Consider the following 24730-nt stretch of genomic DNA (forward strand, 5'->3'; position numbering starts at 1 on the left):
TGCTTGGCCGCGGCGTTCCTCGAGCGTGTAGGGCCGTCCGGTCTCGGGATCCTCGAATCCGATCGGGTCGGGCCGGTTGGGGTTGAGTAGGGCTTGCAGCATCCGTTCCAGCTTGATCCCGCTGAGCAGGGGCAGCTTGAACCGTCCCTGACTGCTCGCGGTGGTCTGGTCGTGGCCGAGGGTGAAGCAGGCCTGGCGGGCGGCCTTCTCCTCGGCGCGGGCGAGCTGTTCGGCCAGGCGTTCCTCGGCGCCGTCGGGGTCGATGACCTCCTCCACATGCGCCGCCAGGCGGCGCAGCGCGGCGGTGTCGTGGAGGTGGGCCTCCCCGGCCAAGAACTCCTCCGCCTGGACGCGTAGCCCTGGGTCGATCTCATCAGGGAGGGCGTCGACGGCCTCGGTGATCACCGCCGCCGAGGCGGCCGGGAACCCACCCGCCGTGAGTGCTTCCCGGGTCACCTGATGGGCCTCGAGGGCCTTCGCGAGCCTGACCTGGCGTTTCGCCTCCCCGGGGGCCAGCCGGACCTGGACCCGCAGCCAGGCCGGCAGGCTCACCGCCCCCTCGTGGGAGGCCAGATCGTTGAGGTCAGCCTGGGCCACCAGCCGCAACGTCAGCGCCTGCAACCGCGCCTGGGCGGCGTAGGCCTCGCGTAGCGACTCGGCCAGCTCCTGCTGGCTCAACGCCCAGACGGTGTCAGTACTGACCTCGTCCAACACCTCACCCAGCCGGCCCAGGAACCGGTGCACCTGATGCGACCGCGTCACAGCAGGCCGGCGAGGCGGTTCCGGAAAAGGAGAGGTCATCAGGGCTCCACGGACAGCAGACGGACAAGTCAGCAGATCGACGTGGAGGGACCGGCGAACCGGGCGATCTACCTCAATCGTACACCTGTTCGAACAGGACGCCAAGCACCTCTTCAGAGGTGTGCACGAGTGAACTGGAAGACGCCATCCACGTCGGCACGGCTCGCCTGTCCTCGGGCGACGAGCAGCTCGAGATGCGCCTTGGTCTCCATCGAGGCGAGCGCCGCGTTGAAATTGTCGAGCGTCGAGAACGCGTGCTCGTGTCGCGTCCACGACAGGTCGCCTGCGACGTCGTACGCCGAGCGTCCCTCACCGGACAGCGCCGCCAGGCACTGCGCGAGCCGCTCCTCGTGGAACTCCACGAGCTGGTCGACGCGGGCGTGCACCGACGGCGCGACCGGCCCATGGGCGGGCAGCAGTTTGAGGTCGGGCAACGCACGAAGCTTGGCGAGCGAGGCCATGAAGTCGCGCAGCGGCTGCGTCACAGCGGCCGGCTCGAAGCCGATCGACGGCGTGATGGTGGGCAGCACGTGGTCGCCCGCGAAGAGCAGGCCGGCGCCGCGCTCGGCGAAGACGTAGTGCCCCTGGGTGTGGCCGGGCGTGTGGATGGCGGCCAGCGTGCGCTCGCCGACCGGCACCTCGCGATCGCCCTCGAGCCAGGTGTCGGGGTAGCGGATCGCGGCTCGGTCGCGCCCGTCGTCGGCCGGGTCCCGGCCGATCGCTCGAGCGAGCTCGGCCGCTCCGCTCTGGCGCAGCTGCGCGGCCATCGGGAACTCGTCAGCAGCGGTCGACCCGAGCATCACGTCGAGCGTCGGCTTCTCCCCCAGCCCGAGCGTCACGTCGGCACCGACCTCGGTCCCCAGGGCCGCGGCGAGCGAGTAATGGTCCCGGTGGACGTGAGTGACGAGGAAGCGGCGGATGTCGGTGAAGCTGCGGCCGAGCTGGCGCAGGCCCTTCTCGAGCGCCTCCCGGCCCTCGGTGATCGCCCAGCCACCGTCGACCAGCGTCAGGCCCTCCTGGGTCTCGATGACGTAGACGTTGACCGCCTTCAGCCCGTCCATCGGCAGCGGCAGCGGGATCCGGTGGATCCCGTCGGCGACCTCGAAGGCGCCGGGGGCGGACCAGTGCTCGCCGGAGTCGGGGGAGATGGCGTACGCCGTCGGGGTGCTCATGCGTGCTCGCTCTCGTGTCGTCGGATGGTGTCGGCGGGCGACGTCGTCCGGTGCAGCCACAGCAGTCCGGCGATCGGGAGGATCGCCGGCACCCAGCCGTAGCCGCCGCCGTAGTCGGACCACACCGAGGCGTCGGGGAACCAGTCAGTCTTGATGAGCGACAGCGTCCCGATCACGACCACGCCACCGAGCTCGACCCCCAGCATCACGCGCGCGAGCTCGGGGCGACCGTGCGCCGCCCGGCGGATGGCGAACCACCCCGCGACGTAGGTCAGCGCGGCCACCAGCGAGAGGACGTACGCCACCGGCGCGACGTGGAACTTCGTGGCGATCTGGACGACCGCACGCGAGCCGGACGCCAGGATGAAGAGGGCGTAGACGGCCAGCAGGACCAGGTGCGGTCCTTGCCGGGGCTTCGAGTCGCTCACCGGGTCATCATGATCCTCACCGCGACGACGCCCGTCGCCAGGGCTGCCACCGCGACCACTCCGGAGGACCACGACCCCCGGTCCTCGCGCACGGAGCCCATCGCGATCGGGACGATCACGACGACCGCCGCGACATAGCCGAGGTGGGTCGTCAGCTCGTCCGGACGTCCCTCGGAGAGGGCGGCCAACGCGCCGACCGCCAGCACCACGGCCAGCAGCTCGAGCATCCACGCAAGCTGGTCGAGCCAACGGGGTCGAGGTGCCCGGAGAGCAACCCCGATGGCCGCCGCGACCGTGACGAGGAGCGCGTAGGCGACCACGATCCAGGCGATGGGGATCAGCGCGCCGGACATGGGAGCATCCTTGCCGATGACGTCCTTCGCCCCTGAACCGGCCGACGCCGCGCTCGTGAGCCGCCTGCGCGCGGCGGGGTGCGTCTTCGCCGAGGAGGAGGCGGCGCTGCTGCTTGCCGCCGCCGACTCCGCGGACGGCCTCGAGGCGCTCGCGGAGAGACGCGTCGCCGGCGAGCCGCTCGAGACGGTGCTCGGCTGGGCCGAGTTCGCCGGCATCCGGGTCACGTGCGCCAGCGGGGTCTTCGTGCCCCGGAGGCGGACCGAGCTGATGGTCAGGCTGGCGGCTGAGCTGCTGGGTGGGCAATTCCCCGACGGCGCCGGCGGGCGCGCCCTCGATCTGGGCTGCGGGACAGGGGCGATCGGGGCCGCGCTCGCCGCGCGGGCTCCGCAGCTCGAGGTCTGGGCGGTCGACATCGACCCGGACGCGGTGACCTGCGCGCGACTGAACCTCGGCGACGACCGCGTGCTGCAGGGCGATCTCTACGAGCCGCTGCCGGAGAGGCAGCGCTTCGACGTCATCCTCGCGAACGCGCCCTACGTGCCGACCGACGAGATCGCGCTGATGCCGCCTGAGGCCCGCGATCACGAGCACCGGGTGGCCCTCGACGGCGGTCCGGACGGCCTCGACGTGCAGCGGCGAGCGATCAGCGGCGCGACGGCCCGGCTGACGCCCCGTGGCGCGATCCTCGTCGAGACCGGTCGTCGGCAGGCTGCGACCTCGGCCGCGCTGATGCGCACGGCCGGCCTGACGACACGGGTCGAGACCGACGACGACATCGGCGCCACCGTCGTCGTCGGAACGCGCTGAGGCAGGTGACGAGGGATGACGGAGGTCGCCCACCCCCCACCAGTGGGCGACCTCCGCTCACAAGACGACGATCGCAGCTCTCCATGACGAGATCGCGTCAGACGACGGGCAGCACACCGGTCTCGTCGTACGCCGCCAGCGCGTCGGCGTACGGCGCCAGGTCGATGCCCTGGGCGGCCAGCCAGTCGTCGGAGTAGTAGGTGGTGGAGTAGCGATCGCCTCCGTCGCACAGCAGCGTCACGACGCTCCCGAAGTCACCGGCGGCGCGCATGCCCTCGATCACCTGCAGCGCCGCCCAGACGTTCGTGCCGGTCGACCCACCCACGAGGCGACCGAGCCGCTCGGAGACCCAGCGCATCGTGGCGATCGACGCGGCGTCGGGCACCCGCATCATGTCGTCGACGACCCCGCCGACGAAGGACGGCTCGACCCGCGGACGGCCGATGCCCTCGATCCGGGAGCCGGCGCCCGTCGCCGTGGAGACGTCCTGCTCCCAGCCGTCGTAGAACGCGGAGCCTTCGGGGTCGGCGACCAGGAGCCTGGTGGCGTGGCGACGGTAGTGGAGGTAGCGCCCGATCGTGGCGGACGTGCCGCCCGTGCCCGCCGAGACGACGATCCAGGCCGGGACCGGGTGGGGCTCCAAGCGCAGCTGGGAGAAGATCGACTCGGCGATGTTGTTGTTGCCCCGCCAGTCCGTCGCGCGCTCGGCGTAGGTGAACTGGTCCATGTAGTGGCCGCCGCACTCGGCGGCCAGCCGGCGGGCCTCGTCGTAGACGGCACCCGCCGAGTCGACGAAGTGACAGCGGCCGCCGTACCACTCGATGAGCGCGACCTTCTCCGGCGACGTCGAGCGCGGCATCACCGCGACGAAGGGCAGGCCGATGAGACGGGCGAAGTAGGCCTCCGAGACCGCGGTCGAGCCGGAGGAGGCCTCGACGACCGTGGACCCGGCGCGCAGCCAGCCGTTGCAGAGCGCGTAGAGGAAGAGCGAGCGAGCCAGCCGGTGCTTCAGGCTGCCGGTCGGGTGGACCGACTCGTCCTTGAGGTAGAGCGTCACGTGCGGCGTCGGCAGGGCGAGCACGTGCAGATGAGTGTCCGCGCTTCGGTTCGCGTCGGCTTCCACACGGCGGACCGCCTCGTCGATCCAGGCGCGATGGTCGGCGCGAAGCTGCGGCACGGCGGTCAGGATAGGCCGAGCAAGTCGACGCTTCGCTCGCGCATCTCGACCTTGCGGATCTTGCCGGTCACGGTCATGGGGAACTCGTCGACCACCAGCACGTAGCGCGGGATCTTGTAGTGGGCCAGCTTGCCCTCGGCGTACGCGCGGACGGCGTCGGCGTCGAGCGGCGCCGCCTCGGCCTTCATCCGGACCCAGGCGCACAGCTCCTCACCGAGGCGCTCGTCGGGCACGCCGACCACCTGGACGTCCTCGATGTCGGGGTGGCTGTAGAGGAACTCCTCGATCTCGCGCGGGTAGATGTTCTCGCCACCGCGAATGACCATGTCCTTGATCCGCCCGACGATGTTGCAGTAGCCGTCCTCGCGCATGACAGCGAGGTCGCCGGTGTGCATCCAGCCCTCGTCGTCGATCGCCTCCGCGGTCTTCTCAGGCTCGCCCCAGTAGCCCAGCATCACCGAGTAGCCGCGAGTGCAGAACTCGCCCGGCTCACCGCGCGGCACGCATCTGCCGGTCGCCAGGTCGACGATCTTGATCTCGACGTGCGGGGCGGCCCGGCCGATGGTGGCCGTACGCCGCTCGAGGTCGTCGTCGACCCGCGTCTGGCAGGAGACCGGCGAGGTCTCGGTCATGCCATAGGCGATGGAGACCTCGCCCATACCCATGTCGTTGACGCAGTGCTTCATCACCTCGACGGGGCAGATGGAGCCCGCCATGATGCCGGTGCGCAGGCTGGACAGGTCGTAGTCGGCGAAGTCAGCAAGGTTCTGCTCGGCGATGAACATCGTGGGGACGCCGTACAAGGCCGTGCAGCGCTCGTCCTGGACCGCCTTCAGCGTCGCGGCGGGGTCGAAGCCCGGCCCGGGGATGACCATCGTGGCGCCGTGCGTGGTGCAGCCGAGGTTCGCCATCACCATGCCGAAGCAGTGGTAGAACGGCACGGGGATGGCGAGCCGGTCGGCCTCGGTGAAGCCGATCGTCTCGGTCACGAAGTAGCCGTTGTTGAGGATGTTGCGGTGCGAGAGAGTCGCGCCCTTGGGGAAGCCGGTCGTGCCGGAGGTGTACTGGATGTTGATCGCGTCGAAGGGGTCCAGCGTCGCCATCCGCTCCGCCACGGCGCGCGGCGGCAGCTCGCGGCCCTGGTCGTTGAGCGCGCGCCAGCCGTCGGAGTCGATGTAGACGACCCGCTCGAGCGTCGGGCACTGGTCGGCGGTCTCGCGGATCATCGCCCGGTAGTCGCTCGTCTTGAACGAGCTCGCCGCCATCAGCAGCCGCATTCCGCTCTGGTTGGCGACATAGACGAACTCATGGGTGCGGTACGCCGGGTTGACGTTGACCAGGATCGCGCCGATCTTGGCGCAGGCGAACTGCACGATCGTCCACTCCGGACAGTTGGGCGCCCAGATCCCGACACGGTCGCCCTTCGCGACGCCCGCCGCGAGCAGACCCCGCGCCAGCCAGTTCACGGCGTCGTCGAGCTGCTGCCAGGTCCAGCGCCGACCCGACGGCACGTCGACGAGGGCCTCCCGATCACCGTAGGCCCGGACCGTGCGCTCGAAGTTGGCTCCGATCGTCTCCTCGAGCAACGCGAGGTCGGTCTCTCCGGCGGCGTACGACTCCATGGAGCATCTCTACCACCTCTGTGGCCCACGTCACAGGGACCCATCGACGTATGACCTCTGCCACATATCGGCCCCCGACGGCGGACCCGATTTGCCGCTCGGCACCTCGATGGCCGATACATGAAGGGTGGAGACACCTGTCGACGTTGTTCTCATCGGTGGCGGCATCATGAGCGCCACTCTGGGCACGCTCCTCCAGGAGCTCGAGCCGGCCTGGAGCATCAAGGTCCTCGAGCGACTCGACTCCCTCTCACTCGAGAGCTCGGGCCCGTGGAACAACGCCGGCACCGGCCACTCCGCCCTCTGCGAGCTCAACTACACCCCCCAGAACGACGACGGCAGCGTCGACATCTCGAAGGCGGTGCAGGTCAACGAGCAGTTCCAGGTCTCCCGCCAGCTGTGGTCCTTCCTCGTCGAGAGCGGGCGGATCCCGGACCCGTCGGCCTTCATCAACCCGATCCCCCACATGAGCTTCGTGTGGGGGGCCGACAACGTCGACTACCTGCGCCGGCGGTTCGAGGCCCTCGCCGCCCACCCGCTCTTCGCGGGGATGGAGTTCAGCGACGACCCGCAGGTCATCGCCCAGTGGGCACCGACCCTCATCGAGGGCCGCGACCTGTCCGTCCCCGTCGCCGCGACCTTCACCGAGACCGGCTCCGACGTCGACTTCGGCCGGCTCACCGAGATCCTCAGCGACTCCCTGGTCGCGCGGGGCGCCGACCTCGAGCTCGGCTCCGAGGTCCGCAAGGTCCAGCGCGACGCCGACGGCCTGTGGGAGGTCAGCGGGCGCCGCGTCGGCAGCGGCGAGCGGTTCGCCTACACGGCCCGGTTCGTCTTCGTCGGTGCGGGCGGCTTCGCGCTGCGCCTGCTCCAGGGCGCCAAGATCCCCGAGATCAAGGGCTTCGGCGGCTTCCCGGTCTCCGGTGAGTTCCTCCGCACGACCAAGCCGGAGCTCGTCAAGCAGCACCAGGCGAAGGTCTACGGCAAGGCGGCCGTCGGTGCGCCGCCGATGTCGGTCCCGCACCTCGACACCCGTTTCGTGGACGGCTCCCAGGCGCTGATGTTCGGGCCGTACGCCGGCTTCAGCCCCCGGTTCCTCAAGTTCGGCTCCTTCTTCGACCTCTTCGCCTCGATCCGGCTGCACAACATCTGGCCGATCCTCAAGGCCGGGCTGACCAACATCGGCCTGACGATCTACCTGATCCAGCAGCTCATCGCGCGGCCCTCGACGAAGTTCAAGGACCTGGTCGACTTCTTCCCGGAGGCGCAGCCGCAGGACTGGGAGAAGATCACCGCGGGCCAGCGCGTCCAGGTCATCCGGCCCAACGGCGTGCTGCAGTTCGGCACCGAGGTGATCACCGCCGCCGACGGCTCCATCGCCGGGCTGCTCGGCGCCTCGCCGGGGGCGTCGACCGCGACGCCCATCATGCTGCAGGTCCTCGAGCGCTGCTTCGCCGACCGCTGGGACGACTGGCAGCCCACGCTGCGCCAGCTCGTCCCGAGCTTCGGCGCCTCGCTCTCCGACGACCCCGACGCAGCCCAGCAGACGCTCGTGCGGACCGGGCGCGCGCTGGGGCTGGTGACTCCCGAGCAGCGCTCGCACGTCCGCTCGGCCTAGAGCGGCCGGGAACGGCCAGCCTCAGGCGGCGATCGGCTTGCCGTCGGGGGCGATGCTCTCGCGCAGCTTGCCGAGGATGCCGGCCAGCAGGCGCGAGACCTGCATCTGCGTGACACCGATCCGCTCGCCGATCTCGGCCTGCGTCAGGTCGTCGACGAAGCGCAGCCGCACGATCACCTGCTCGCGCTCGGTCAGCTTGCCGAGCGCCGGAGCGAGGAGGGCTCGGGCCTCGGCCACGGACAGGTCGGCGTCGTACTCCGGGAGGAGGTCGCCGAGGCTCGCGGCCTCCGGCTCCCCCGAGCTCACGGGCGCGTCGAGCGACAGCGGCGTGAAGCAGCCCTCCGCCGTCAGGGCCTCGACGACGTCGCTCTCGTCCACGCCGAGCTTCGTGGCGATCTCCGCCGGGGTCGGGACGCGGCCGCTGTCGTCGCGGAGCGTCTCGCGCATCCGCAGGACGCCGGTCTGCAGCTCCTGGATGCGGCGAGGCGGACGCACGGTCCAGCCGAGATCACGGAAGTGGCGCTTGATCTCGCCGCGGATGGTCGGCACGGCGTACGTCAGGAAGTCGTCGGCCTTGTCGCCGTCGAACTTGCGGGCAGCACGGACCAGGGCCAGGTAGGCGACCTGCTCGAGGTCCTCCAGCGGGATGCCCCGCCCGACGTAGCGACGCGCGATGGAGCGGGCGACACCGGTGTTCATGAGAATGACCTGCTCGATGAGGTCCTCGCGCTCGATACGCCGCGCACAGGTCGCCTCATCGAAGAGTCGTGTCGTCTCGCGGCGCCGGGTCTCTCGGGGCACATCGTGGTGGAGCGTCGCTGTGATCGTCATGCCTGAGTCGTCCCCGGCCCGAGGACCGCCGTAACCGCCACCCGGGCCTTTTGGCCCCTCCGGGTGGGGAATCAGCAGGCCCCACCCACCCTTGCGGGTGGGCACGCTGTGGACGTCCACAGCGTGCGCCGCCGTCGGGGGTCCGCATCGGTCTCCTCGAGTGTGTCGACGCGGGACGGTACCCCGGTGAGCGGAAGCGATATTCGCCGTCCCTTCGCGGACGCTAGTGCGGCGGACCGAGGGGGTCCGGCGGGGCGAAGCCGTGCTGCATGCACCAGGCGACCGCCTGGGCGCGCGAGGAGACGCCGATCTTCTTGTACGCCTGCCGGATGTGGCTCTTCAGGGTGTTGATCGTCAGGAAGAGCCGCTCGGAGATCTCCTGGTTCGACATGCCCTGGGTGACGAGGGAGAGCACCTCGACCTCGCGAGGCGAGAGCCCCGCCTCCTGGCCGATCCAGTCGACCTGCTCCTCCTGCGGCTTGCCGTCGGCGACGCGCTCGATGGCCGCGAGCAGCTCCGGCGCGTGCTTGCTCATCGAGACCCAGCCGTCGGCGCCGCGCGCCAAGGCGCGCGCACGCAGGTCCGGCCTCATGTCGCGGCTGTAGATGAGCACTTTGGCGTCGGTCTTCTGGATCAGGTGGTCCAGGTCGGCGCCGTCGGAGCGGTGCAGCCCGTGGCTGTCGTAGAGCACGACGTCGATGCCCTTGGCCTTGCTGTACACGCTGGCCATGGCGACGACTGTCACCCGGTCGGGGTAGTCCGCGAGCATGGCCGTCAGGCCACGCGCCACTACTTCCTGTCGGCTGACGATGGCGAGGCGGATGGGCTGCTCAGGCATTAGCGACATCCATGATGAAAGCGTGCCAGACGCGGTGAAGGAACGCGACAACCGCCTTTACTTTCGATTGCGACGGTCGACGATGCGGCGCATCTTGCCGACCGAGCGCTCGATCTCGTAGGGCTCCTTGACCTCGACGCCGACGGTGACGCCGATCGTCCGCTTGACGAGCTGCCGCACGTGGTCGGCCGCCGCGGTCGCCTCGGCGCTCGTCGCCTGCTCCGAGCGCTCGATGATCACGGTCATCGCGTCCATGTTGCCCTCGCGGGTGAGGACGCACTGGAAGTGCGGGGTCAGGGCGGGGACCTTGAGGACGAGCTCCTCGATCTGGGTCGGGAAGAGATTGACCCCGCGCAGGATGATCATGTCGTCGGTGCGCCCGGTGATCTTCTCGATCCGCCGCATGGGCCGCGCGGTGCCCGGCAGCAGCCGGGTGAGGTCGCGGGTGCGGTAGCGGATGACCGGCATGGCCTCCTTGGTCAGCGAGGTCAGCACCAGCTCGCCCTCCTCGCCGTCCGGGAGCACCTCGCCGGTCATCGGGTCGATGATCTCGGGGTAGAAGTGGTCCTCCCACACGTGCAGGCCGTCCTTGGTCTCCACGCACTCCTGCGCGACGCCGGGCCCGATGATCTCCGACAGGCCGTAGATGTCGACGGCGTGCATGTCGAGGCGCTCCTCCATCGCCACGCGCATCTCGTTCGTCCACGGCTCGGCACCGAAGATCCCCACCCGCAGCGAGCTGGCCCGCGGGTCGAGACCCTGGCGCTCCATCTCGTCGATGATGTTGAGCATGTAGGACGGCGTGACCATGATCAGGTCCGGCCGGAAGTCCGCGATGAGCTGCACCTGTCGCTCCGTCATCCCGCCGGAGACCGGGACCACCGTGCAGCCGAGCTTCTCGGCGCCGCCGTGCGCACCGAGCCCGCCGGTGAAGAGCCCGTAGCCGTAGGCGTTGTGGAGGATGTCACCCGGCCGTCCGCCGGCCGCACGGATGCTGCGGGCCACGACCGTCGCCCACACGTCCAGGTCGCCGCGGGTGTAGCCCACGACCGTCGGCTTGCCGGTCGTCCCGGACGAGGCATGGACCCGGACGACCTCCTGGCGCGGCACGGCGAACATGCCGAACGGGTAGTTCTCACGCAGGGTCGCCTTGCTCGTGAACGGCAGCCGCGCCAGGTCCGCGAGGTCGGTCACGTCGTCGGGGTGGACCTGGGCGGCCTCGAACGCCTTGCGATAGTGCTCGACGTGGTCGTAGGCGTGCCGCACGGACCACTGCAGCCGTTGCAGCTGCAGCGCCCGGAGCTCGTCGACGGAGGCGGTCTCGATCGGCTCCATGCCGTGGTCGGGTGGGATCGGGGCAGGCAACGTGACTCCCTGGGTCGGTTCGGGCGGGTGGTTCTCAGCGGCCGGCGAAGACCGGCCGTTCCTTGTGGAGGAAGGCCGCCACCGCGGCGGCGTGGTCCGCGGTCGAGCCGGCCCTGGCCTGCGCGGCTCCCTCGGCGGCGAGTGTGGCATCGAGATCGCGCGACCAGGTCTCGGTCAGCAGCCGCTTGCTCTCGGCGTACGCCGCGGTCGGCCCCGCCGCGAGCCGCTCGGCCAGCTTGGTGGCGGTGACCAGCGTGCTCCCCGGGCCGGAGACGTCGCAGTCGACGCCCCACTCGACCGCCTGGGCCGCCGTGAACGGCTCGGCGAGGAGGACGAGCCGGCGCGCACGGGCGTCCCCGACCGCACGCGGCAGGGTGTAGGAGAGGCCCGAGTCGCAGGTCAGGCCGATCGAGCTGAAAGCTGTGGCGAGGGTCGCGTCCGACGCGATGACGCGAAGGTCGCACGCGAGCGCGAACCCGAGACCGGCACCCACGCAGTTGCCCTCGATGGCGGCGACGACGGGCTTCGGCATCGTCGCCAGGCTGTGCACGATCGGTGCGTAGTGGTCTGCCACGGTGGCGAACGCGCTGGTCGCACCCGCCTGCAGTCCGTCGGCGTGCTCCTTGAGGTCCTGCCCGGCGCAGAAGTGCTCCCCGGCGCCCGTGAGGACCACGGCCCTCACCTCTGCGTCGGCGCCGACGTCGTCGAGGGCGTCACGAAGCGCGTCCTTGACCTCGGCGTTCAGCGAGTTGCGGCGCTCGGGGCGGTTGATCGTGACCGTGGCCACGGCGTCACGCCGCTCGACCAGCACAGAGTCCATGGATCCCTCTTCCGAATTCCTGACCTTTCGGTCAGTATTACAGCATGGGACGTTCCGCCGCTAGACCCAGCGCGCGTCCGTCGGTCCCCGTGTGGGAGCCTGCTGACATGACGACCGACGCCGCGCCCACGCCGCGACGCGGGCGCCCGGGCTACGACCAGGCGACCGTGCTCCGGCGCGCCGTCGACCTGTTCAACCGGCAGGGGTACGACGCCACGAGCATGGGCGACCTCGCGGCCGAGCTGGGCTTCACGAAGTCGGCGATCTACCACCACGTGCCGAGCAAGACCCACCTGCTCAAGGAGGCGCTCGACGAGGCGCTGGACAACCTCAGCGCCGTGCTCGACCGGGCCGATGCGGACCCGTCCGGGTCGGCGTACGAACGCCTGCGCGGCGCGGTCCAGGGCAGCATCGAGGTGCTCGTCGAGCACCTGCCGGCGGTGACGCTGCTGCTGCGCGTGCGCGGCAACGGCGAGGTCGAGCTCGACGCGCTCCGCCGCCGGCGCGTCATCGACGACCGTCTGGCCGAGCTGGTCCAGGCGGCGGTCGCCGAGGGTGCCGTGCGCGACGACGTCGACCCCGACCTCATCAGCAGGCTGCTCTTCGGCATGGTCAACTCACTCGTCGAGTGGGTGCGACCCGAGGGCAGGTACGACGCCCACCAGCTCGCCCAGGCGGTCGCGACCGTGGCCTTCGACGGACTGCGACGCTGATCGGTCAGGCTCTGGCGAGCGACCGGCTGCGGCCGCGGAACTCCGCGATCACCGTGTCGCCGCTGCGAACCGTGACGTCGTAGATCCCGGAGCGCTTGCGCCGAGCTCGCTCGACGGCGGTGGCGACGAGCACGTCACCGAGGCGCGCCGGCTCCAGGAAGTCGATCTCGAACCCGGACGCGACCGTGACCTCGCCGTAGGTGTTGCACGCGAGCGCGAAGGTGCTGTCGGCGAGCGTGGCGATCAGTCCGCCGTGGCACAGGGCGTGGCCGTTGACCATGTCGTCGCGGACGGCCATGACGACCTCAGCCAGGCCAGGTGCGATCGAGCGGATCTCCATGCCGAGCCCGCGACTCGCGGCGTCGTCGGCCCACATGGCCTCGGCCGAGGAGCGGGCGAGGTCGTCGGCGCTGTCGCCTGAGGAAGGCATCGGGCTCACCACCGGTAGAAGCCCTCACCGGTCTTGCGCCCCAGCTTGCCGGCCGCGACCTTCTCGCGAAGGACCGCCGGCGGCTCGAACCGCGGCCCGAGCTCGCGCGCCAGGTGCTCGGCGATGTCGAGTCGGACGTCGAGTCCGACGATGTCCGTCGTGCGCAGCGGCCCGACCGGGTGGCGGTAGCCGAGCGTCATCGCGGTGTCGATGTCCTCGGCACTCGCGACACCCTCCTCGAGCATCCGCATCGCCTCGAGCGCCAGCATCACCCCGAGCCGGCTCGACGCGAAGCCGGGCGAGTCGGTCACGGTGATCGCCGTCTTCCCGAGGTCGGCCACCCACTGCTGGGCACGCGTGACCAGCGCCGGGTCGGTGTGGGTCCCGACCACGATCTCGACGAGCGCGCTCGCCGGCACGGGGTTGAAGAAGTGCAACCCGATGAGCCGGCGCGGGTCGGCCAAGGTCGCGGTGAGCCAGTCGATCGAGAGCGAGCTGGTGTTGGTGGCGATGTCGGCGAGCGGGGCGACCTCCTCGATCCTCGCGAGCACGTCGGCCTTGAGCTCACGCACCTCCGGCACCGCCTCGACGACGAGCTCGGCGACGGAGAGGTCGTGCACCGACGTCGAGACGGCCAGCCGTCCGACCGAGGCGGAGGCGACGCCCCGCTCAGCGGCCTTGGCGAGACTCGCCTCGACCCGGCCACGGGCGGCCTCGGCGCTCTCGGCCGAGGCCTCGAGGACGATGACGTCGGCACCGGCCGACAGGAACGCGTGGGCGATGCCGGCGCCCATCCGGCCGCCGCCGTACACGCCGACGGTCTGCGGGAGACTGCTCACTTCTTCTCCTTCCGGCGCTCCAGGAACGCTGTCATCCGATCATGCTTCTCCGTCGTCTCGAAGAGCACCGCCTGGGCGATGTCGTCGATCATCGGGTGTGCCTCGCGCGGCGCATGGAACACGGCCTTCGTCAGTCGTACCGCCAGTGGCGCCTGTTGCGCGATCCGGTCGGCCCAGCGGTGACCGGCCGCGAGCAGCTCGTCGGGCTCGACGACCTCGTTGAGGAGCCGCACGGCGTGGGCCTCCGCGGCGTCGAGCACTCGGCCGGCGAGCAGGATCTCCTTCGCGACCGGCTCCCCGACCAGCTCGACGAGCCGCCAGGTCGCACCTGCTGCGGCGATGATGCCGAGGCCCGGCTCGGGGTTGCCGATGCGCGTGGTCGGCGTGCCGATCCGGAAGTCGCACGCGTAGGCGAGCTCTGCTCCGCCGCCGAGCGCGTAGCCCTCGACCAGCGCGATCGTCGGCATCGGCAGCCGCCGGATCCGGTCGAAGAGCCCCGAGTTGATCCCCCGGAGGGCGTCGTCGCGGCGCCGCTCACGGAGCTGGGCGATGTCGGCGCCCGCTGCGAAGGTGCCCCCGGAGCCGGTGAGCAACAGGATGCGAGGGTCGGTCTCCAGCGCGGTGCAGACGTCGTGCAGCTCGCTCACCATCGCCTGGTCGATGGCGTTGCGGACCTCCGGTCGGTCCAGGCGTGCGACGACGCGGTCGGCGCTCTCCTCGACCGAGATCGTGGCCGTCGGGGTGCTGCTCACGGGCGCTCCAGGAGCAGGGCGGCGCCCTGGCCGACCCCGACGCACATCGTGGCGAGCCCGCGATGGCCATCACCGCGCTCGAGCCTCCCGAGGAGGGTGAGCACGATGCGGGTGCCCGACGCCCCGAGCGGGTGGCCCAGCGCGATCGCACCCCCGTCGGCGTTGACGATGTCGAGGTCGAGAGCCAGGTCGCGGACACACGCCAGCGACTGCGAGGCGAACGCCTCGTTGAGCTCGACCGCGTTGAGGTCACCGACCTGCCAGCCGGCCCGGGCGAGCGCCTTCTGGGTGGCCGGGACCGGACCGATGCCCATGATCGCCGGCGCGACACCGGCGCTCGCGGCGGCCACGAGACGGGCGCGCGGCTGCAGCCCGTGCTCGGCCACGAAGCGCTCGCTGGCGACGACGACCGCGGCCGCCCCGTCGTTGAGCGAGCTGGAGTTGCCCGCGGTCACCACGCCGTCCGGCTTGTTGACCGGTCGCAGCCGGGCGAGGCGCTCGAGGCTGGTGTCGGCCCGGGGCCCCTCGTCGACGGCGACCTCACCGTCGGCGGTCGGGACCGCGACGATCTCATCGGCGAACCGCCCGTTCTTGATCGCCTCGACCGCCCGCTCGTGGGAGCGCAGTGCGAAGGCGTCGAGCTCCTCGCGGGTCAGCGACCACTGCTCGGCCACGCACTCGGCCGTCTGCGGCATCGACAACGTGGTCTCGGCGTCGAAGCGCGGGTTGGTGAAGCGCCACCCGATCGAGGTGTCGAAGGCCTCTCCCGGCTTCGCCCACGCGCGGTCCGGCTTCGCCTGGACCCACGGCGCACGCGTCATCGACTCCACGCCACCAGCCACGACCACGTCCGCATCACCGGCCGCGATCATCTGCCGGGCGGTCGCGATCGCGGTCAGCCCGGACGCACAGAGCCGGTTGACCGTGAAACCGGGCACCGCCTCCGGGAGCCCCGCGAGAAGCGCCGCCATCCGCGCGACGTTGCGGTTGTCCTCACCGGCCTGGTTGGCGGCGCCGAGGACGACCTCGTCGATGCGCTCGCGGTCGATGCCGGCGCGGCGTACGGCCTCCCCGACGACGAGCGCCGCCAGGTCGTCGGGCCGCACGCGGGCGAGCGCGCCGCCGTAGCGGCCGATCGGCGTGCGCGCTCCGGCCAGGATGAAGGACTCGGTCATGGCTCTCCTCAGGCTCAGGCGTCGAAGTCGACGGTGACGGTGTCGCTCACCGGGAAGGTCTGGCAGGTCAGCACGTATCCGGCCGCCACCTCGGACTCCTCGAGGGCGTAGTTGCGCACCATGTCGACCTCGCCCTGGTTGACGTGGGCGCGACAGGTGCCGCAGACGCCTCCCTTGCAGGCGAAGGGCAGGTCGGTGCGATGGGTCTGCGCGGAGTCGAGGATGCTCTGGGTCCGAGCCATCGGCGTGGTCGTGCTCCGGCCGTCGAGCACGACGGTCACCTCGCTCGTCACCCCCTCGAGACGGGGGTCCTCGTGGCGCAGCTGCGGCGGCGGCTCGTCGACGAAGAACAGCTCGAAGTGCACCCGCTCCGGCGCGACGCCGAGGGCGGTGAGCACTCCGCGGGCGTCCTCGATCATGCCGAGGGGACCGCACAGCCAGACGTGGTCGACCTCGTCGAGCGGGACCAGAAGCCTGAGGATCGTGCGCAGCCGGTCCGCGTCGAGCCGGCCGGAGAAGAGCTCGACGTCACGCGGCTCGCGCGAGAGCACGTGGACCAGGTCGAAGCTCGGACCGTGAAGGTTCTTCAGGTCGGCGAGCTCCTCGGCGAACATCACGGTGTTCGTCGTGCGGTTGCCGTAGAGCAGGGTGACCGACGCGTCCGGGTTCGCGAGCACCGTCGCCGCGATCGAGAGCATCGGCGTGACGCCGGAGCCGGCCGCGATGCACAGATGCCGTCCTCCGGCCCCCGGATCGGCCCGGAAGCTGCCGGACGGCGCCTGGACCTCGACAGCGTCGCCCGATCGCACCTCGTGCACCAGCCACGTCGAGAAGAGGCCGTCCGGGATCTCACGGACGCCGATCCGCGGCGCGCTGCCGGCCGGCGAGCAGATCGAGTAGGTCCGCCGGTGCTCGACGCCGTCGATCACCCGTCGCAGTGTCAGCGACTGCCCCGCGTCGAAGGCGTACACCTCACGCAGCTCTTCGGGCACGTCGAAGGTCACCGCGACGGCGTCTTCGGTGAGCCGCTCGACAGTGGACACCGTGAGCGTGTGGAACTCCGTCACCGTCCGTGGGCGCGCGGTCATGGTGGTCATGTCAGATCTCCTTGACGTGGTCGAACGGCTCCAGGCATGCGCGACAGCGGTAGAGCGCCTTGCAGGCGGTCGAGCCGAACTCGGACGTCAGGTCGACGTCGGCCGACCCGCATCGAGGACAGGTCACCTGGCGTCGTACGGGCCCGAGCGTCAGCGGGACCGGGCCGCTGCGCACCGGCGCCCGGCCCGGTGCGGAGATGCCGGCCTCGATGAGCGCGGCCCGGCCGCGGTCACTGATCTGGTCGGTCGTCCACGCGGGCTCGAGCGCCACCCGGACGCGGGCATCGGCGAAGCCCGCCTCGTTGAGGCTGCGGACCAGGTCGTCGCGCATCGTCGCCATGGCCGGGCAGCCGCTGTAGGTCGGCGTGATCGCGACCTCCACGCTGCCGTCCTCGTCGACCTCGACCGAACGCAGGACGCCGAGGTCGGCCAGCGTCAGCATCGGCAGCTCGGGGTCGGTGACCGTCTCCGCGACAGCGCGGGCGCGCTCGGCGAGGCCGGGTAGTCCGGGACGTTCCCCACGGTCTACCGGCGAGTAATGGTCGGAAGCGTCCCGGACTACCCCGGCTGGCGTCGCGCTGTCGCTGGTCGAGTAGCGCTCGCGAGGAACGAGCGACCGCGTATCGAGACCCATCACCACTGCCCCATCGGGTGCGCCCGTGCGACGACCTGCATCTCGGCGAGCAGCCGGCTGAGCGCCTCGGTGTGGAGCCCGTCGCGGCCCGTGCGGCCTTGGACACCCGCCAGTCCGGGGCGGTCCGGGCGATCGACGCCGGCGACGGCGAGGACCTGGTCGAGGACGGCGTCGGCCTCCTGTGCCGCCGAGGCCGGGTCGACCCCCACTCCGCTGGCGGCGATGTCGCGCTCGACGTCATGGGTCGCGAAGAGCTCAGGCCACAGCGGCATGAGCGCGTCCAGCGCCGCGAGGAGGCGCCGGCGCGACTCCTCGGTGCCGCCCGCGAGGGTGACGAACCAGCGACCCGCGAAGTCACGGTGGTAGGTCAGCTCCTTGACGCCCTTCGCAGCAACCGCGGCGAGGACGGCATCGCGACTGTGCGCCAACCGCTCGAACAGCGCGAGCCTCCACGTCGCGAACAGCAGAATGCGGACGACGACATGGGCGAAGTCGCCGTTCGGCACCTCGGTCAGGCGCACGTTGCGGAAGGCCTCCGCGTCGCGGAAGAACGCCAGGGCGTCCTCGTCAGGCACCGGCGAGCCCTCGGGGAGCGCCGGCACGACGGACGTGTCGGCGGCAGCGGCACGCGCCAGGAGGAGCCGCGCCTGACCGAGGAGGTCGAGGGCGATGTTCGCCAGCGCGATGTCCTCCTCGAGGTCGGGTGCTCGGCTGCACCACTCCGAGATGCGCTGGGAGAGCACGAGGGAGTCGTCGCCGAGCATCAGGCAGTACGACGCCAGGGCGGCGGCGTCGACGCCGTCGGGCACCGTCGTGTCGACACCTGCCAACGGGTCCTCGAAGTCGGTGCCGAAGGCCCAGTGCGCGTCGTTGACCAGCAGCCCGTCGTACGCGCTCTCGTGATCGTCGGGGGTGTGGGTGTGGATCTCAGTCATCAGCAGCTTTCGTTCGTCGAGCCATCGCCCGGCGACACCGGGGTCCCCGCGGTGTTGTTCGCCCAAGGAGCGAAGCGGGGAGGCGAAGAGCTCCGTGGGGTGGCTTCACATGTGGGGAACGTTGTCGGGGATGTCGTAGAACGTCGGGTGGCGGTAGACCTTGTCGCCCGAGGGGGCGAACAGCGGGTCCTTCTCGTCGGGGCTCGACGCGGTGATGTCGGAGGAGCGCACGACCCAGATCGAGACACCCTCGTTGCGGCGCGTGTAGACGTCGCGCGCATGCCGCAGCGCCATCTGGTCGTCCGGGGCGTGGAGCGATCCGACATGGACGTGGTTGAGGCCGCGCTTGCCGCGGACGAAGACCTCATACAGCGGCCACTCGGCCTTGACACCGGTCATCGGTCCTCCTCCCCTTCGATGGTCGAGTAGCCCGAGCCGCGAGGCGAGGGCGTCTCGAGACCACCGGCGGCGAAGGCCAGGGCGGCCTCGCGGACCCAGGCTCCGTCGTCGTACGCCTGGCGGCGGTGTGCCAGGCGTTGCTCGTTGCACGGCCCGTTGCCCTTGACCACGTCCCAGAACTCCTCCCAGTCGACCTCGCCGAAGTCGTAGGAGCCCCGCTCCTCGTTCCACCTGAGCTCGGGGTCCGGAAGGGTGACGCCGAGCAGCTCGGCCTGCGGCACGGTCATGTCGACCATGCGCTGACGCAGCTCGTCGTTGGTGTGGCGCTTGATGCCCCAGGCCATCGACCGCTCGGTGTTGGGCGAGTCGCCGTCCGGTGGGCCGAACATCATCAGCGCCGGCCACCAGAAGCGGTTGACGGACTCCTGCACCATCGCCCGCTGCTCATCGGTGCCGCGCATCATCGTCATCAGCAGCTCGTAGCCCTGCCGCTGGTGGAACGACTCCTCCTTGCAGATCCGGATCATCGCGCGGCCGTAGGGGCCGTACGACGTGCGGCACAGCGGCACCTGGTTGCAGATGGCGGCGCCGTCGACGAGCCAGCCGATCGTGCCGACGTCGGCGTAGGAGAGCGTGGGGTAGTTGAAGATCGAGGAGTACTTCTGCGCACCGCTCATCAGCTTCTGCGTGAGCTCCTCGCGGGACACGCCGAGGGTCTCGCAGGCGGAGTAGAGGTAGAGGCCGTGGCCGGCCTCGTCCTGGACCTTGGCGAGCAGGATCGCCTTGCGGCGCAACGACGGCGCCCGTCCGATCCAGTTGCCCTCGGGCTGCATCCCGATGATCTCGGAGTGTGCGTGCTGGGCGATCTGGCGCACCAGCGTCTTGCGGTAGTCCTCCGGCATCCAGTCGCGCGGCTCGATCCGGTCGTGGTGCGCGATGGTCGAGTCGAACGACGACTGCAGGTCGGCTTCGTCCACCCCTGCTGACACGGCTGTCATCCAAGCCTCCGGTCTCTGACGGGTATTTACTGACCGAGCGGTCTGTAATAGCGTGGCACACCGAGCGCCGACCTGGCAACGGGCAGGCAACATCCGCCCGGCTCGACGACCTTGACCTGCTTGACGGAAGGACTGACGTGAGCGAGATGCTGGAGAGCTACGCCGCCGGGCGCTGGTTCCGCGCCACCGACGACGGCGAGCCGCTGCTCGACGCCGTGACCGGCGAGGAGGTCGCCCGGATCTCGAGCCGCGGCCTCGACCTGGCCCAGATGGTCGAGCACGCGCGGACGGTCGGCGGCCCCGCCGTCCGAGCACTGACCTTCCACGAGCGTGCGGGCCTGCTCAAGCAGCTCGCCAAGCACCTCTCGGAGGAGAAGGACGAGCTCTACGCACTCTCCGCACGCACCGGCGCTACCCAGCGCGACTCGATGGTCGACATCGACGGCGGCTTCGGGACGCTCTTCTCCTACGCGAGCAAGGGCACCCGCGAGCTGCCCAACGACATCGTCGTCCTCGACGGGCCGCCCGAGCGGCTCGGTCGCGGCGGCACCTTCGTCGGACAGCACGTCTACACGTCGCGGCCGGGTGTGGCGGTCCAGATCAACGCGTTCAACTTCCCCGTGTGGGGCATGCTCGAGAAGCTCGCCCCCGCCTTCCTCGCCGGGCTTCCGTCGATCGTGAAGCCGGCCAGCCAGACGGCGTACCTCACCGAGGCGGTCGTCCGCCGGATCATCTCCTCAGGGATCCTGCCCGAGGGCTCGCTGCAGCTGCTCTGCGGCAGCGCCGGGTCGCTGCTCGACCACCTCGGCGTGCAGGACTCGGTCGCCTTCACCGGCTCCGCGCACACCGCGGGCATCCTGCGCACGCACCCCTCGGTCGTGCACGGCGGCCTGAGCCTGGGCGTCGAGGCCGACTCCCTCAACTGCTCCATCCTGGGACCCGACGTCAGCGCCGACGACCCCGAGTTCGACCTGTTCGTCAAGGGCGTCGTCGCGGAGATGACGGTCAAGGCCGGACAGAAGTGCACCGCGATCCGGCGCACCATCGTCCCGGCGGCGATCGCCGACCAGGTCGTCGAGGCGATCTCGGCACGGCTCGCGAAGATCACCGTCGGCGACCCCGCCGACGAGTCCGTCCGCATGGGCGCGCTGGCCTCGCTGGCGCAGCGCGACGAGGTGCGCAAGGCCGTCGAGGCGCTGCTGGCCTCGGCCGAGATCGTGTACGGCGACCCCGACCATGTCGACGTCGTGGGCGCTGATGCCGAGCACGGCGCGTTCATGGCGCCGGTCCTGCTGCGCGCCCGGCCGGGTGCCGTGGAGGCCCACGACGTGGAGCCGTTCGGCCCGGTCAGCACGGTCTTCACCTACGGCTCGCTCGACGAGGCGATCACCTTGGCCGCCCGCGGTCGCGGCAGCCTCGTCGGCTCGCTCGTCACCCACGACCCCGCCGTCGCCCGGGCAGTGACCCTCGGCCTGGCGCCGTGGCACGGTCGCATCCTCGTGCTGGACCGCGACGACGCCGGCGAGTCGACCGGCCACGGCTCGCCGCTCCCCGTGCTCGTGCACGGCGGCCCAGGACGGGCCGGTGGCGGCGAGGAGCTCGGCGGCATCCGGGGCGTCCTGCATCACATGCAGCGCACCGCGCTCCAGGGCTCACCCGACATGCTCACCGCGATCACCGGCCGCTGGACCACCGGGTCGCACCGCTCGGTCGCCGACGTGCATCCGTTCCGCAAGAGCCTTGCCGAGCTTCGGGTCGGCGACACGATCGAGAGCGCCCCGCGGACGGTGTCGCGGGCGGACATCGACCACTTCGCGGAGTTCACCGGTGACACGTTCTACGCCCACACCGACCCTGAGGCGGCCGCCGCCAACCCGCTGTTCGGCGGGATCGTCGCGCACGGCTACCTGGTCGTCTCCCTGGCCGCCGGGCTGTTCGTCGACCCCGACCCCGGCCCGGTGCTGGCCAACTTCGGCGTCGACAACCTGCGCTTCCTCACACCAGTCAAGGCGGACGACACGATCCGCGTGCAGCTGACGGTCAAGCAGATCACGCCGCGCACCTCCGCCGACTACGGCGAGGTCCGCTGGGACGCCACCGTCACCAACGCCGCCGGCGAGGCCGTTGCGACGTACGACGTCCTCACCCTCGTCGCCAAGACCTGGCCCCCAGCCTGACGCCGAACAGACGCAGATGGTCACGCATACGCCGGCGAGCAGACGCAGATGGTCACGCGAGCGCCGGTAGGCGGACGCAGATGGTCACGCCTCGGCGGTCATCTGCGTCTGCTCACCCAACCGGCGGCGGTCATCTGCGTCTGCTCGCGGCACCCACGGCGGTCATCTGCGTCTGCTCACCCAACCGGCGGCGGTCATCTGCGTCTGCTCGCGGAGGGTGAGCGGCACGTCGAGCCGCTCGCGGAGCTCGTCGATCTCGATGCCGAACGTCTCCCGCACGACGGCGCCCTCAGGGCCCACGTCGAAGACGGCGACGTCGGTGTAGACGCGACTGACGCACGCCACGCCGGTCAGCGGATAGGTGCACTGCGGCACCAGCTTGGGGCGACCCTGCTTGTCGAAGAGCGTCATCATCACGAAGACCTGCTTCGCACCGATGGCGAGGTCCATCGCGCCGCCGACCGCCGGAATGGCATCGGGGGCGCCGGTGTGCCAGTTGGCCAGGTCGCCGGCCGCCGACACCTGGAAGGCGCCGAGCACGCAGACGTCGAGGTGGCCGCCACGCATCATGGCGAAGGAGTCGGCGTGGTGGAAGTACGACGCCCCGGGCAGCTCCGTCACCGGGACCTTGCCCGCGTTGGTGAGGTCAGGGTCGATCTCGTCGCCGACCGCGGCCGGGCCCATGTTGAGCATGCCGTTCTCGGTGTGCAGCACCACGCCGGACCCTGCCGGCAGGTGGTCGGCGACCTTGGTCGGCTGCCCGATCCCGAGGTTGACGTACGCGCCGTGCGGGATGTCGCGGGCGACGACGGCGGCGAGCTCGTCGGGGGTCAACGCCATCAGCGCGCTCCTTGAACCGTGTAGTGGCGGGCGTCGACGCGGACGATCCGGTCGACGAAGATGCCGGGCGTGACGACCGCCTCCGGGTCGAGGTCACCCGTCGGGACAACCTCGTTCACCTGGACGATCGTCGTCGCGGCGGCCGTGGCCATGACCGGGCCGAAGTTGCGGGCCGTCTTGCGGTAGGCGAGGTTGCCCATGCCGTCGGCGCGGTGGGCTCCGACCAGGGCGTAGTCGCCCCTGATCGGAAACTCGAGGACGTAGTCTCGCCCGTCGATCGTGCGCTGCTCCTTGCCCTCGCCCAGCGGCGTGCCGACGGCGGTCGGCGAGAAGAACGCGCCGATGCCGGCGCCGGCGGCGCGCATCCGCTCGGCGAGGTTGCCCTGGGGCACGACCTCGAGCTCGACCCGGCCCGAGCGGTAGAGCTCGTCGAAGACGTAGGAGTCGCTCTGCCGGGGGAACGAGCACATCACCTTGCGGACCCGCCCGGCCTTGAGCAGAGCAGCGAGCCCGACCTCCCCGTTGCCGGCGTTGTTGGACACGATGGTCAGGTCCTTCGCGCCCTGACGGATCAGGCCGTCGATCAGGTCGAACGGCATGCCTGCGAGACCGAACCCGCCCACCAGGATCGTGCTGCCGTCCTCGATGCCCGCGACGGCCTCGTCGACGCTCTCGAGCAGCACCGCACGGCTCACGAGCCCGCCTCGGTGTTCTCCAGCACCACGGCCAGACCTTGGCCGACGCCGATGCAGATCGCGGCGACGCCCCAGCGCTCGCCGCGCTCGCGGAGCACCTTCGCCAACGTGCCCAGCACGCGGCCGCCGCTGGCACCGAGCGGGTGGCCGAGGGCGATCGCCCCGCCGCGGGTGTTGACGAGCTCCGCATCCTTCAGCCCCTGGGACAGCCACGCGTCGACGCAGACCAGCGACTGCACCGCGAACGCCTCGTTGAGCTCGACCGCGCCGACCTCGTTCCAGCTGATCCCGGCCCGGGCCAGCGCCCGGTTGGCCGCGTCCACCGGGGCGTAGCCGAAGTCCTGCGGGTCGAGCGCGAACGAGCCGCGGCCGGCGATCCGGGCCAGCGGCTCGAGACCGATCCGCTCCCGCGCTGTCTCGGAGCCGAGCAGGACCGCCGAGGCTCCGTCACTCAAGGGCGAGGCGTTGCCCGCGGTGATCGTCCCGTCCGGCCGGAAGCTCGGCTTGAGACCGGCCAGCGCGTCGAGCGAGGAGTCCGGCCGCACGCCCTCGTCGCGGGCCAGACCCTCGACGGGCGTGACGAGGTCGTCGTAGAAGCCGTCCTCCCAGGCCGCCGCCGCCAGTCGGTGGGAGCGCACGGCGAACTCGTCCTGGCGCTCGCGGCTGACGCCGTGCTTGTCTCGCAGCTGCTCGTTGGCCTCGCCGAGCGAGACCGTCCACTCCTTCGGCATCCGCGGGTTCACCAGTCGCCAGCCCAGCGTGGTCGAGACAGCCGTGACATCGGTGGCCGGGAAGCCCTTGGCCGGCTTCGGCAGCACCCATGGGGCGCGCGTCATCGACTCGACGCCACCGACGAGCACGATCTCGGCATCGCCCGTCTCGATCTGCCGCGAGGCGATCATGGCGGCGTCCAGACTCGAGCCGCAGAGCCGGTTGACCGTCGTGCCGGGCACGCTCGTCGGGAGGCCGGCAAGCAGAGCGGCCATCCGGCCGACGTTGCGGTTCTCCTCTCCAGCGCCGTTCGCGTTGCCCCACACGACCTCGTCGACCGCGCCGCGGTCGAGGCCGGGTGCCTTGGCGAGCAGCGCGTCGACCGCGGTGGCGGCGAGGTCGTCGGGCCGGATGCCGGCGAGGGCACCGTTGAACCTTCCGAACGGGGTGCGGACGGCGGCGTACACGAAAGCGCTCATGCTGACGACGTTAAGCGCCGTCA

General features: G+C 70.9%; 26 protein-coding genes. 4 read left to right on the top strand and 22 right to left on the bottom strand.

Annotated features, from left to right (window positions below):
* From ACYQ1K_RS04430 to ACYQ1K_RS04445, 4 genes are all read right to left on the bottom strand, one after another.
* Positions 1-801 (bottom strand): DUF222 domain-containing protein (locus tag ACYQ1K_RS04430; protein ID WP_459981603.1); only part of this gene is annotated, 801 nt, incomplete at its 3' end.
* Between the two features lie 113 nt (positions 802-914).
* Complete coding sequence (locus tag ACYQ1K_RS04435) at positions 915-1973, bottom strand: MBL fold metallo-hydrolase (protein ID WP_459981604.1); 1059 nt, start codon at positions 1971-1973, stop codon at positions 915-917.
* Complete coding sequence (locus tag ACYQ1K_RS04440; RefSeq protein ID WP_459981605.1) at positions 1970-2401, bottom strand: hypothetical protein; 432 nt, start codon at positions 2399-2401, stop codon at positions 1970-1972. The genes ACYQ1K_RS04435 and ACYQ1K_RS04440 overlap by 4 nt, the downstream gene beginning before the upstream one ends.
* Positions 2398-2754 carry a hypothetical protein gene (locus ACYQ1K_RS04445; RefSeq protein ID WP_459981606.1) on the bottom strand — a complete coding sequence of 119 codons (357 nt, stop codon included), beginning with the start codon at positions 2752-2754 and terminating at the stop codon, positions 2398-2400. The genes ACYQ1K_RS04440 and ACYQ1K_RS04445 overlap by 4 nt, the downstream gene beginning before the upstream one ends.
* A 16-nt stretch (positions 2755-2770) precedes the next feature.
* On the opposite strand from ACYQ1K_RS04445, the gene ACYQ1K_RS04450 reads away from it, so the two are divergent.
* Positions 2771-3562, top strand: coding sequence for a putative protein N(5)-glutamine methyltransferase (locus tag ACYQ1K_RS04450; RefSeq protein WP_459981607.1), 792 nt, complete (start codon positions 2771-2773; stop codon positions 3560-3562).
* 97 nt (positions 3563-3659) lie between these two features.
* Here the strand turns inward: ACYQ1K_RS04450 and cds1 are convergent, their stop codons facing one another.
* Together cds1 and ACYQ1K_RS04460 are read right to left on the bottom strand one after the other, a co-directional pair.
* Entirely contained in the window at positions 3660-4739 is a 1080-nt protein-coding gene (gene cds1 / locus ACYQ1K_RS04455) for an L-cysteine desulfhydrase Cds1 (RefSeq protein WP_459981608.1), read from the bottom strand.
* A gap of 5 nt (positions 4740-4744) precedes the next feature.
* Positions 4745-6361 (bottom strand): AMP-binding protein, encoded by a 1617-nt coding sequence (locus ACYQ1K_RS04460; protein ID WP_459981609.1) that lies wholly within the window; start codon positions 6359-6361, stop codon positions 4745-4747.
* Positions 6362-6488: 127 nt separating this feature from the next.
* On the opposite strand from ACYQ1K_RS04460, the gene ACYQ1K_RS04465 reads away from it, so the two are divergent.
* Complete coding sequence (locus ACYQ1K_RS04465) at positions 6489-7979, top strand: malate:quinone oxidoreductase (RefSeq protein WP_459981610.1); 1491 nt, start codon at positions 6489-6491, stop codon at positions 7977-7979.
* A gap of 21 nt (positions 7980-8000) precedes the next feature.
* On the opposite strand, the gene ACYQ1K_RS04470 is transcribed toward ACYQ1K_RS04465, so the two are convergent.
* The 4 genes from ACYQ1K_RS04470 to ACYQ1K_RS04485 form a co-directional block, all read right to left on the bottom strand.
* Positions 8001-8810 carry a sigma-70 family RNA polymerase sigma factor gene (locus ACYQ1K_RS04470; protein ID WP_459981611.1) on the bottom strand — a complete coding sequence of 270 codons (810 nt, stop codon included), beginning with the start codon at positions 8808-8810 and terminating at the stop codon, positions 8001-8003.
* Between the two features lie 223 nt (positions 8811-9033).
* A complete protein-coding gene (locus ACYQ1K_RS04475) occupies positions 9034-9648 on the bottom strand; it encodes a response regulator transcription factor (RefSeq protein WP_459981612.1) in 615 nt (204 codons plus the stop codon).
* 57 nt (positions 9649-9705) lie between these two features.
* Positions 9706-11013, bottom strand: a complete 1308-nt coding sequence (gene paaK / locus ACYQ1K_RS04480) for a phenylacetate--CoA ligase PaaK (protein ID WP_459981613.1) — start codon at positions 11011-11013, stop codon at positions 9706-9708.
* A 34-nt stretch (positions 11014-11047) separates the two neighbouring features.
* On the bottom strand, positions 11048-11833 hold the full coding sequence (locus tag ACYQ1K_RS04485; protein WP_459981614.1) for an enoyl-CoA hydratase/isomerase family protein: 786 nt from the start codon (positions 11831-11833) through the stop codon (positions 11048-11050).
* Positions 11834-11940: 107 nt separating this feature from the next.
* On the opposite strand from ACYQ1K_RS04485, the gene ACYQ1K_RS04490 reads away from it, so the two are divergent.
* On the top strand, positions 11941-12546 hold the full coding sequence (locus tag ACYQ1K_RS04490) for a TetR/AcrR family transcriptional regulator (protein WP_459981615.1): 606 nt from the start codon (positions 11941-11943) through the stop codon (positions 12544-12546).
* Between the two features lie 4 nt (positions 12547-12550).
* Here ACYQ1K_RS04490 and paaI read toward each other — a convergent pair whose 3' ends face one another.
* The 9 genes from paaI to paaA all read right to left on the bottom strand — a co-directional run bounded on the left by paaI (position 12551) and on the right by paaA (position 19805).
* Positions 12551-12976, bottom strand: coding sequence for a hydroxyphenylacetyl-CoA thioesterase PaaI (gene paaI / locus ACYQ1K_RS04495; RefSeq protein WP_459981616.1), 426 nt, complete (start codon positions 12974-12976; stop codon positions 12551-12553).
* A 5-nt stretch (positions 12977-12981) separates the two neighbouring features.
* Complete coding sequence (locus tag ACYQ1K_RS04500; protein WP_459981617.1) at positions 12982-13815, bottom strand: 3-hydroxyacyl-CoA dehydrogenase family protein; 834 nt, start codon at positions 13813-13815, stop codon at positions 12982-12984.
* Positions 13812-14567, bottom strand: a complete 756-nt coding sequence (locus ACYQ1K_RS04505) for an enoyl-CoA hydratase/isomerase family protein (protein ID WP_459981618.1) — start codon at positions 14565-14567, stop codon at positions 13812-13814. The genes ACYQ1K_RS04500 and ACYQ1K_RS04505 overlap by 4 nt, the downstream gene beginning before the upstream one ends.
* Positions 14564-15742, bottom strand: coding sequence for a thiolase family protein (locus ACYQ1K_RS04510; RefSeq protein WP_459981619.1), 1179 nt, complete (start codon positions 15740-15742; stop codon positions 14564-14566). The genes ACYQ1K_RS04505 and ACYQ1K_RS04510 overlap by 4 nt, the downstream gene beginning before the upstream one ends.
* 14 nt (positions 15743-15756) lie before the next feature.
* Entirely contained in the window at positions 15757-16839 is a 1083-nt protein-coding gene (gene paaE / locus ACYQ1K_RS04515) for a 1,2-phenylacetyl-CoA epoxidase subunit PaaE (RefSeq protein WP_459981620.1), read from the bottom strand.
* A 1-nt stretch (position 16840) separates the two neighbouring features.
* Positions 16841-17473 carry a 1,2-phenylacetyl-CoA epoxidase subunit PaaD gene (gene paaD, locus ACYQ1K_RS04520; RefSeq protein WP_459981621.1) on the bottom strand — a complete coding sequence of 211 codons (633 nt, stop codon included), beginning with the start codon at positions 17471-17473 and terminating at the stop codon, positions 16841-16843.
* Complete coding sequence (gene paaC, locus ACYQ1K_RS04525) at positions 17473-18408, bottom strand: 1,2-phenylacetyl-CoA epoxidase subunit PaaC (RefSeq protein ID WP_459981622.1); 936 nt, start codon at positions 18406-18408, stop codon at positions 17473-17475. Before paaC ends, paaD begins: the two co-directional genes overlap by 1 nt.
* Positions 18409-18513: 105 nt before the next feature.
* Positions 18514-18807 (bottom strand): 1,2-phenylacetyl-CoA epoxidase subunit PaaB, encoded by a 294-nt coding sequence (gene paaB, locus ACYQ1K_RS04530; RefSeq protein ID WP_459981623.1) that lies wholly within the window; start codon positions 18805-18807, stop codon positions 18514-18516.
* Complete coding sequence (gene paaA, locus ACYQ1K_RS04535; RefSeq protein WP_459981624.1) at positions 18804-19805, bottom strand: 1,2-phenylacetyl-CoA epoxidase subunit PaaA; 1002 nt, start codon at positions 19803-19805, stop codon at positions 18804-18806. Before paaA ends, paaB begins: the two co-directional genes overlap by 4 nt.
* Before the next feature lie 146 nt (positions 19806-19951).
* Between paaA and paaZ the strand changes: the two genes are divergently transcribed.
* On the top strand, positions 19952-21982 hold the full coding sequence (gene paaZ, locus ACYQ1K_RS04540) for a phenylacetic acid degradation bifunctional protein PaaZ (protein WP_459981902.1): 2031 nt from the start codon (positions 19952-19954) through the stop codon (positions 21980-21982).
* Between the two features lie 162 nt (positions 21983-22144).
* Here paaZ and ACYQ1K_RS04545 read toward each other — a convergent pair whose 3' ends face one another.
* Genes ACYQ1K_RS04545 through ACYQ1K_RS04555 form a run of 3 tightly spaced genes read right to left on the bottom strand, consistent with a single transcriptional unit; the run spans position 22145 to position 24707 of the window.
* Complete coding sequence (locus tag ACYQ1K_RS04545) at positions 22145-22822, bottom strand: 3-oxoacid CoA-transferase subunit B (protein ID WP_459981625.1); 678 nt, start codon at positions 22820-22822, stop codon at positions 22145-22147.
* Complete coding sequence (locus tag ACYQ1K_RS04550; RefSeq protein ID WP_459981626.1) at positions 22822-23517, bottom strand: 3-oxoacid CoA-transferase subunit A; 696 nt, start codon at positions 23515-23517, stop codon at positions 22822-22824. The genes ACYQ1K_RS04545 and ACYQ1K_RS04550 overlap by 1 nt, the downstream gene beginning before the upstream one ends.
* The gene (locus tag ACYQ1K_RS04555; RefSeq protein WP_459981627.1) at positions 23514-24707 is read right to left on the bottom strand and encodes a thiolase family protein; all 1194 of its coding nucleotides are present in this window, start codon (positions 24705-24707) and stop codon (positions 23514-23516) included. Before ACYQ1K_RS04555 ends, ACYQ1K_RS04550 begins: the two co-directional genes overlap by 4 nt.
* Positions 24708-24730 lie beyond the last annotated feature (23 nt).

This window comes from Nocardioides sp. AN3 (assembly GCF_054653495.1).

What these genes read in the sequence shown, in the direction of transcription:
- ACYQ1K_RS04435 (WP_459981604.1), bottom strand. Translation starts at nt 1,973, where the DNA reads ATGAGCACCCCGACGGCGTACGCCATCTCCCCCGACTCCGGCGAGCAC.
- ACYQ1K_RS04445 (WP_459981606.1), bottom strand. Translation starts at nt 2,754, where the DNA reads ATGTCCGGCGCGCTGATCCCCATCGCCTGGATCGTGGTCGCCTACGCG.
- ACYQ1K_RS04450 (WP_459981607.1), top strand. Translation starts at nt 2,771, where the DNA reads ATGACGTCCTTCGCCCCTGAACCGGCCGACGCCGCGCTCGTGAGCCGC.
- ACYQ1K_RS04460 (WP_459981609.1), bottom strand. Translation starts at nt 6,361, where the DNA reads ATGGAGTCGTACGCCGCCGGAGAGACCGACCTCGCGTTGCTCGAGGAG.
- ACYQ1K_RS04470 (WP_459981611.1), bottom strand. Translation starts at nt 8,810, where the DNA reads ATGACGATCACAGCGACGCTCCACCACGATGTGCCCCGAGAGACCCGG.
- ACYQ1K_RS04475 (WP_459981612.1), bottom strand. Translation starts at nt 9,648, where the DNA reads ATGCCTGAGCAGCCCATCCGCCTCGCCATCGTCAGCCGACAGGAAGTA.
- ACYQ1K_RS04485 (WP_459981614.1), bottom strand. Translation starts at nt 11,833, where the DNA reads ATGGACTCTGTGCTGGTCGAGCGGCGTGACGCCGTGGCCACGGTCACG.
- ACYQ1K_RS04490 (WP_459981615.1), top strand. Translation starts at nt 11,941, where the DNA reads ATGACGACCGACGCCGCGCCCACGCCGCGACGCGGGCGCCCGGGCTAC.
- paaI (WP_459981616.1), bottom strand. Translation starts at nt 12,976, where the DNA reads ATGCCTTCCTCAGGCGACAGCGCCGACGACCTCGCCCGCTCCTCGGCC.
- ACYQ1K_RS04510 (WP_459981619.1), bottom strand. Translation starts at nt 15,742, where the DNA reads ATGACCGAGTCCTTCATCCTGGCCGGAGCGCGCACGCCGATCGGCCGC.
- paaE (WP_459981620.1), bottom strand. Translation starts at nt 16,839, where the DNA reads ATGACCACCATGACCGCGCGCCCACGGACGGTGACGGAGTTCCACACG.
- paaD (WP_459981621.1), bottom strand. Translation starts at nt 17,473, where the DNA reads ATGGGTCTCGATACGCGGTCGCTCGTTCCTCGCGAGCGCTACTCGACC.
- paaC (WP_459981622.1), bottom strand. Translation starts at nt 18,408, where the DNA reads ATGACTGAGATCCACACCCACACCCCCGACGATCACGAGAGCGCGTAC.
- paaB (WP_459981623.1), bottom strand. Translation starts at nt 18,807, where the DNA reads ATGACCGGTGTCAAGGCCGAGTGGCCGCTGTATGAGGTCTTCGTCCGC.
- paaA (WP_459981624.1), bottom strand. Translation starts at nt 19,805, where the DNA reads ATGACAGCCGTGTCAGCAGGGGTGGACGAAGCCGACCTGCAGTCGTCG.
- paaZ (WP_459981902.1), top strand. Translation starts at nt 19,952, where the DNA reads ATGCTGGAGAGCTACGCCGCCGGGCGCTGGTTCCGCGCCACCGACGAC.
- ACYQ1K_RS04545 (WP_459981625.1), bottom strand. Translation starts at nt 22,822, where the DNA reads ATGGCGTTGACCCCCGACGAGCTCGCCGCCGTCGTCGCCCGCGACATC.
- ACYQ1K_RS04555 (WP_459981627.1), bottom strand. Translation starts at nt 24,707, where the DNA reads ATGAGCGCTTTCGTGTACGCCGCCGTCCGCACCCCGTTCGGAAGGTTC.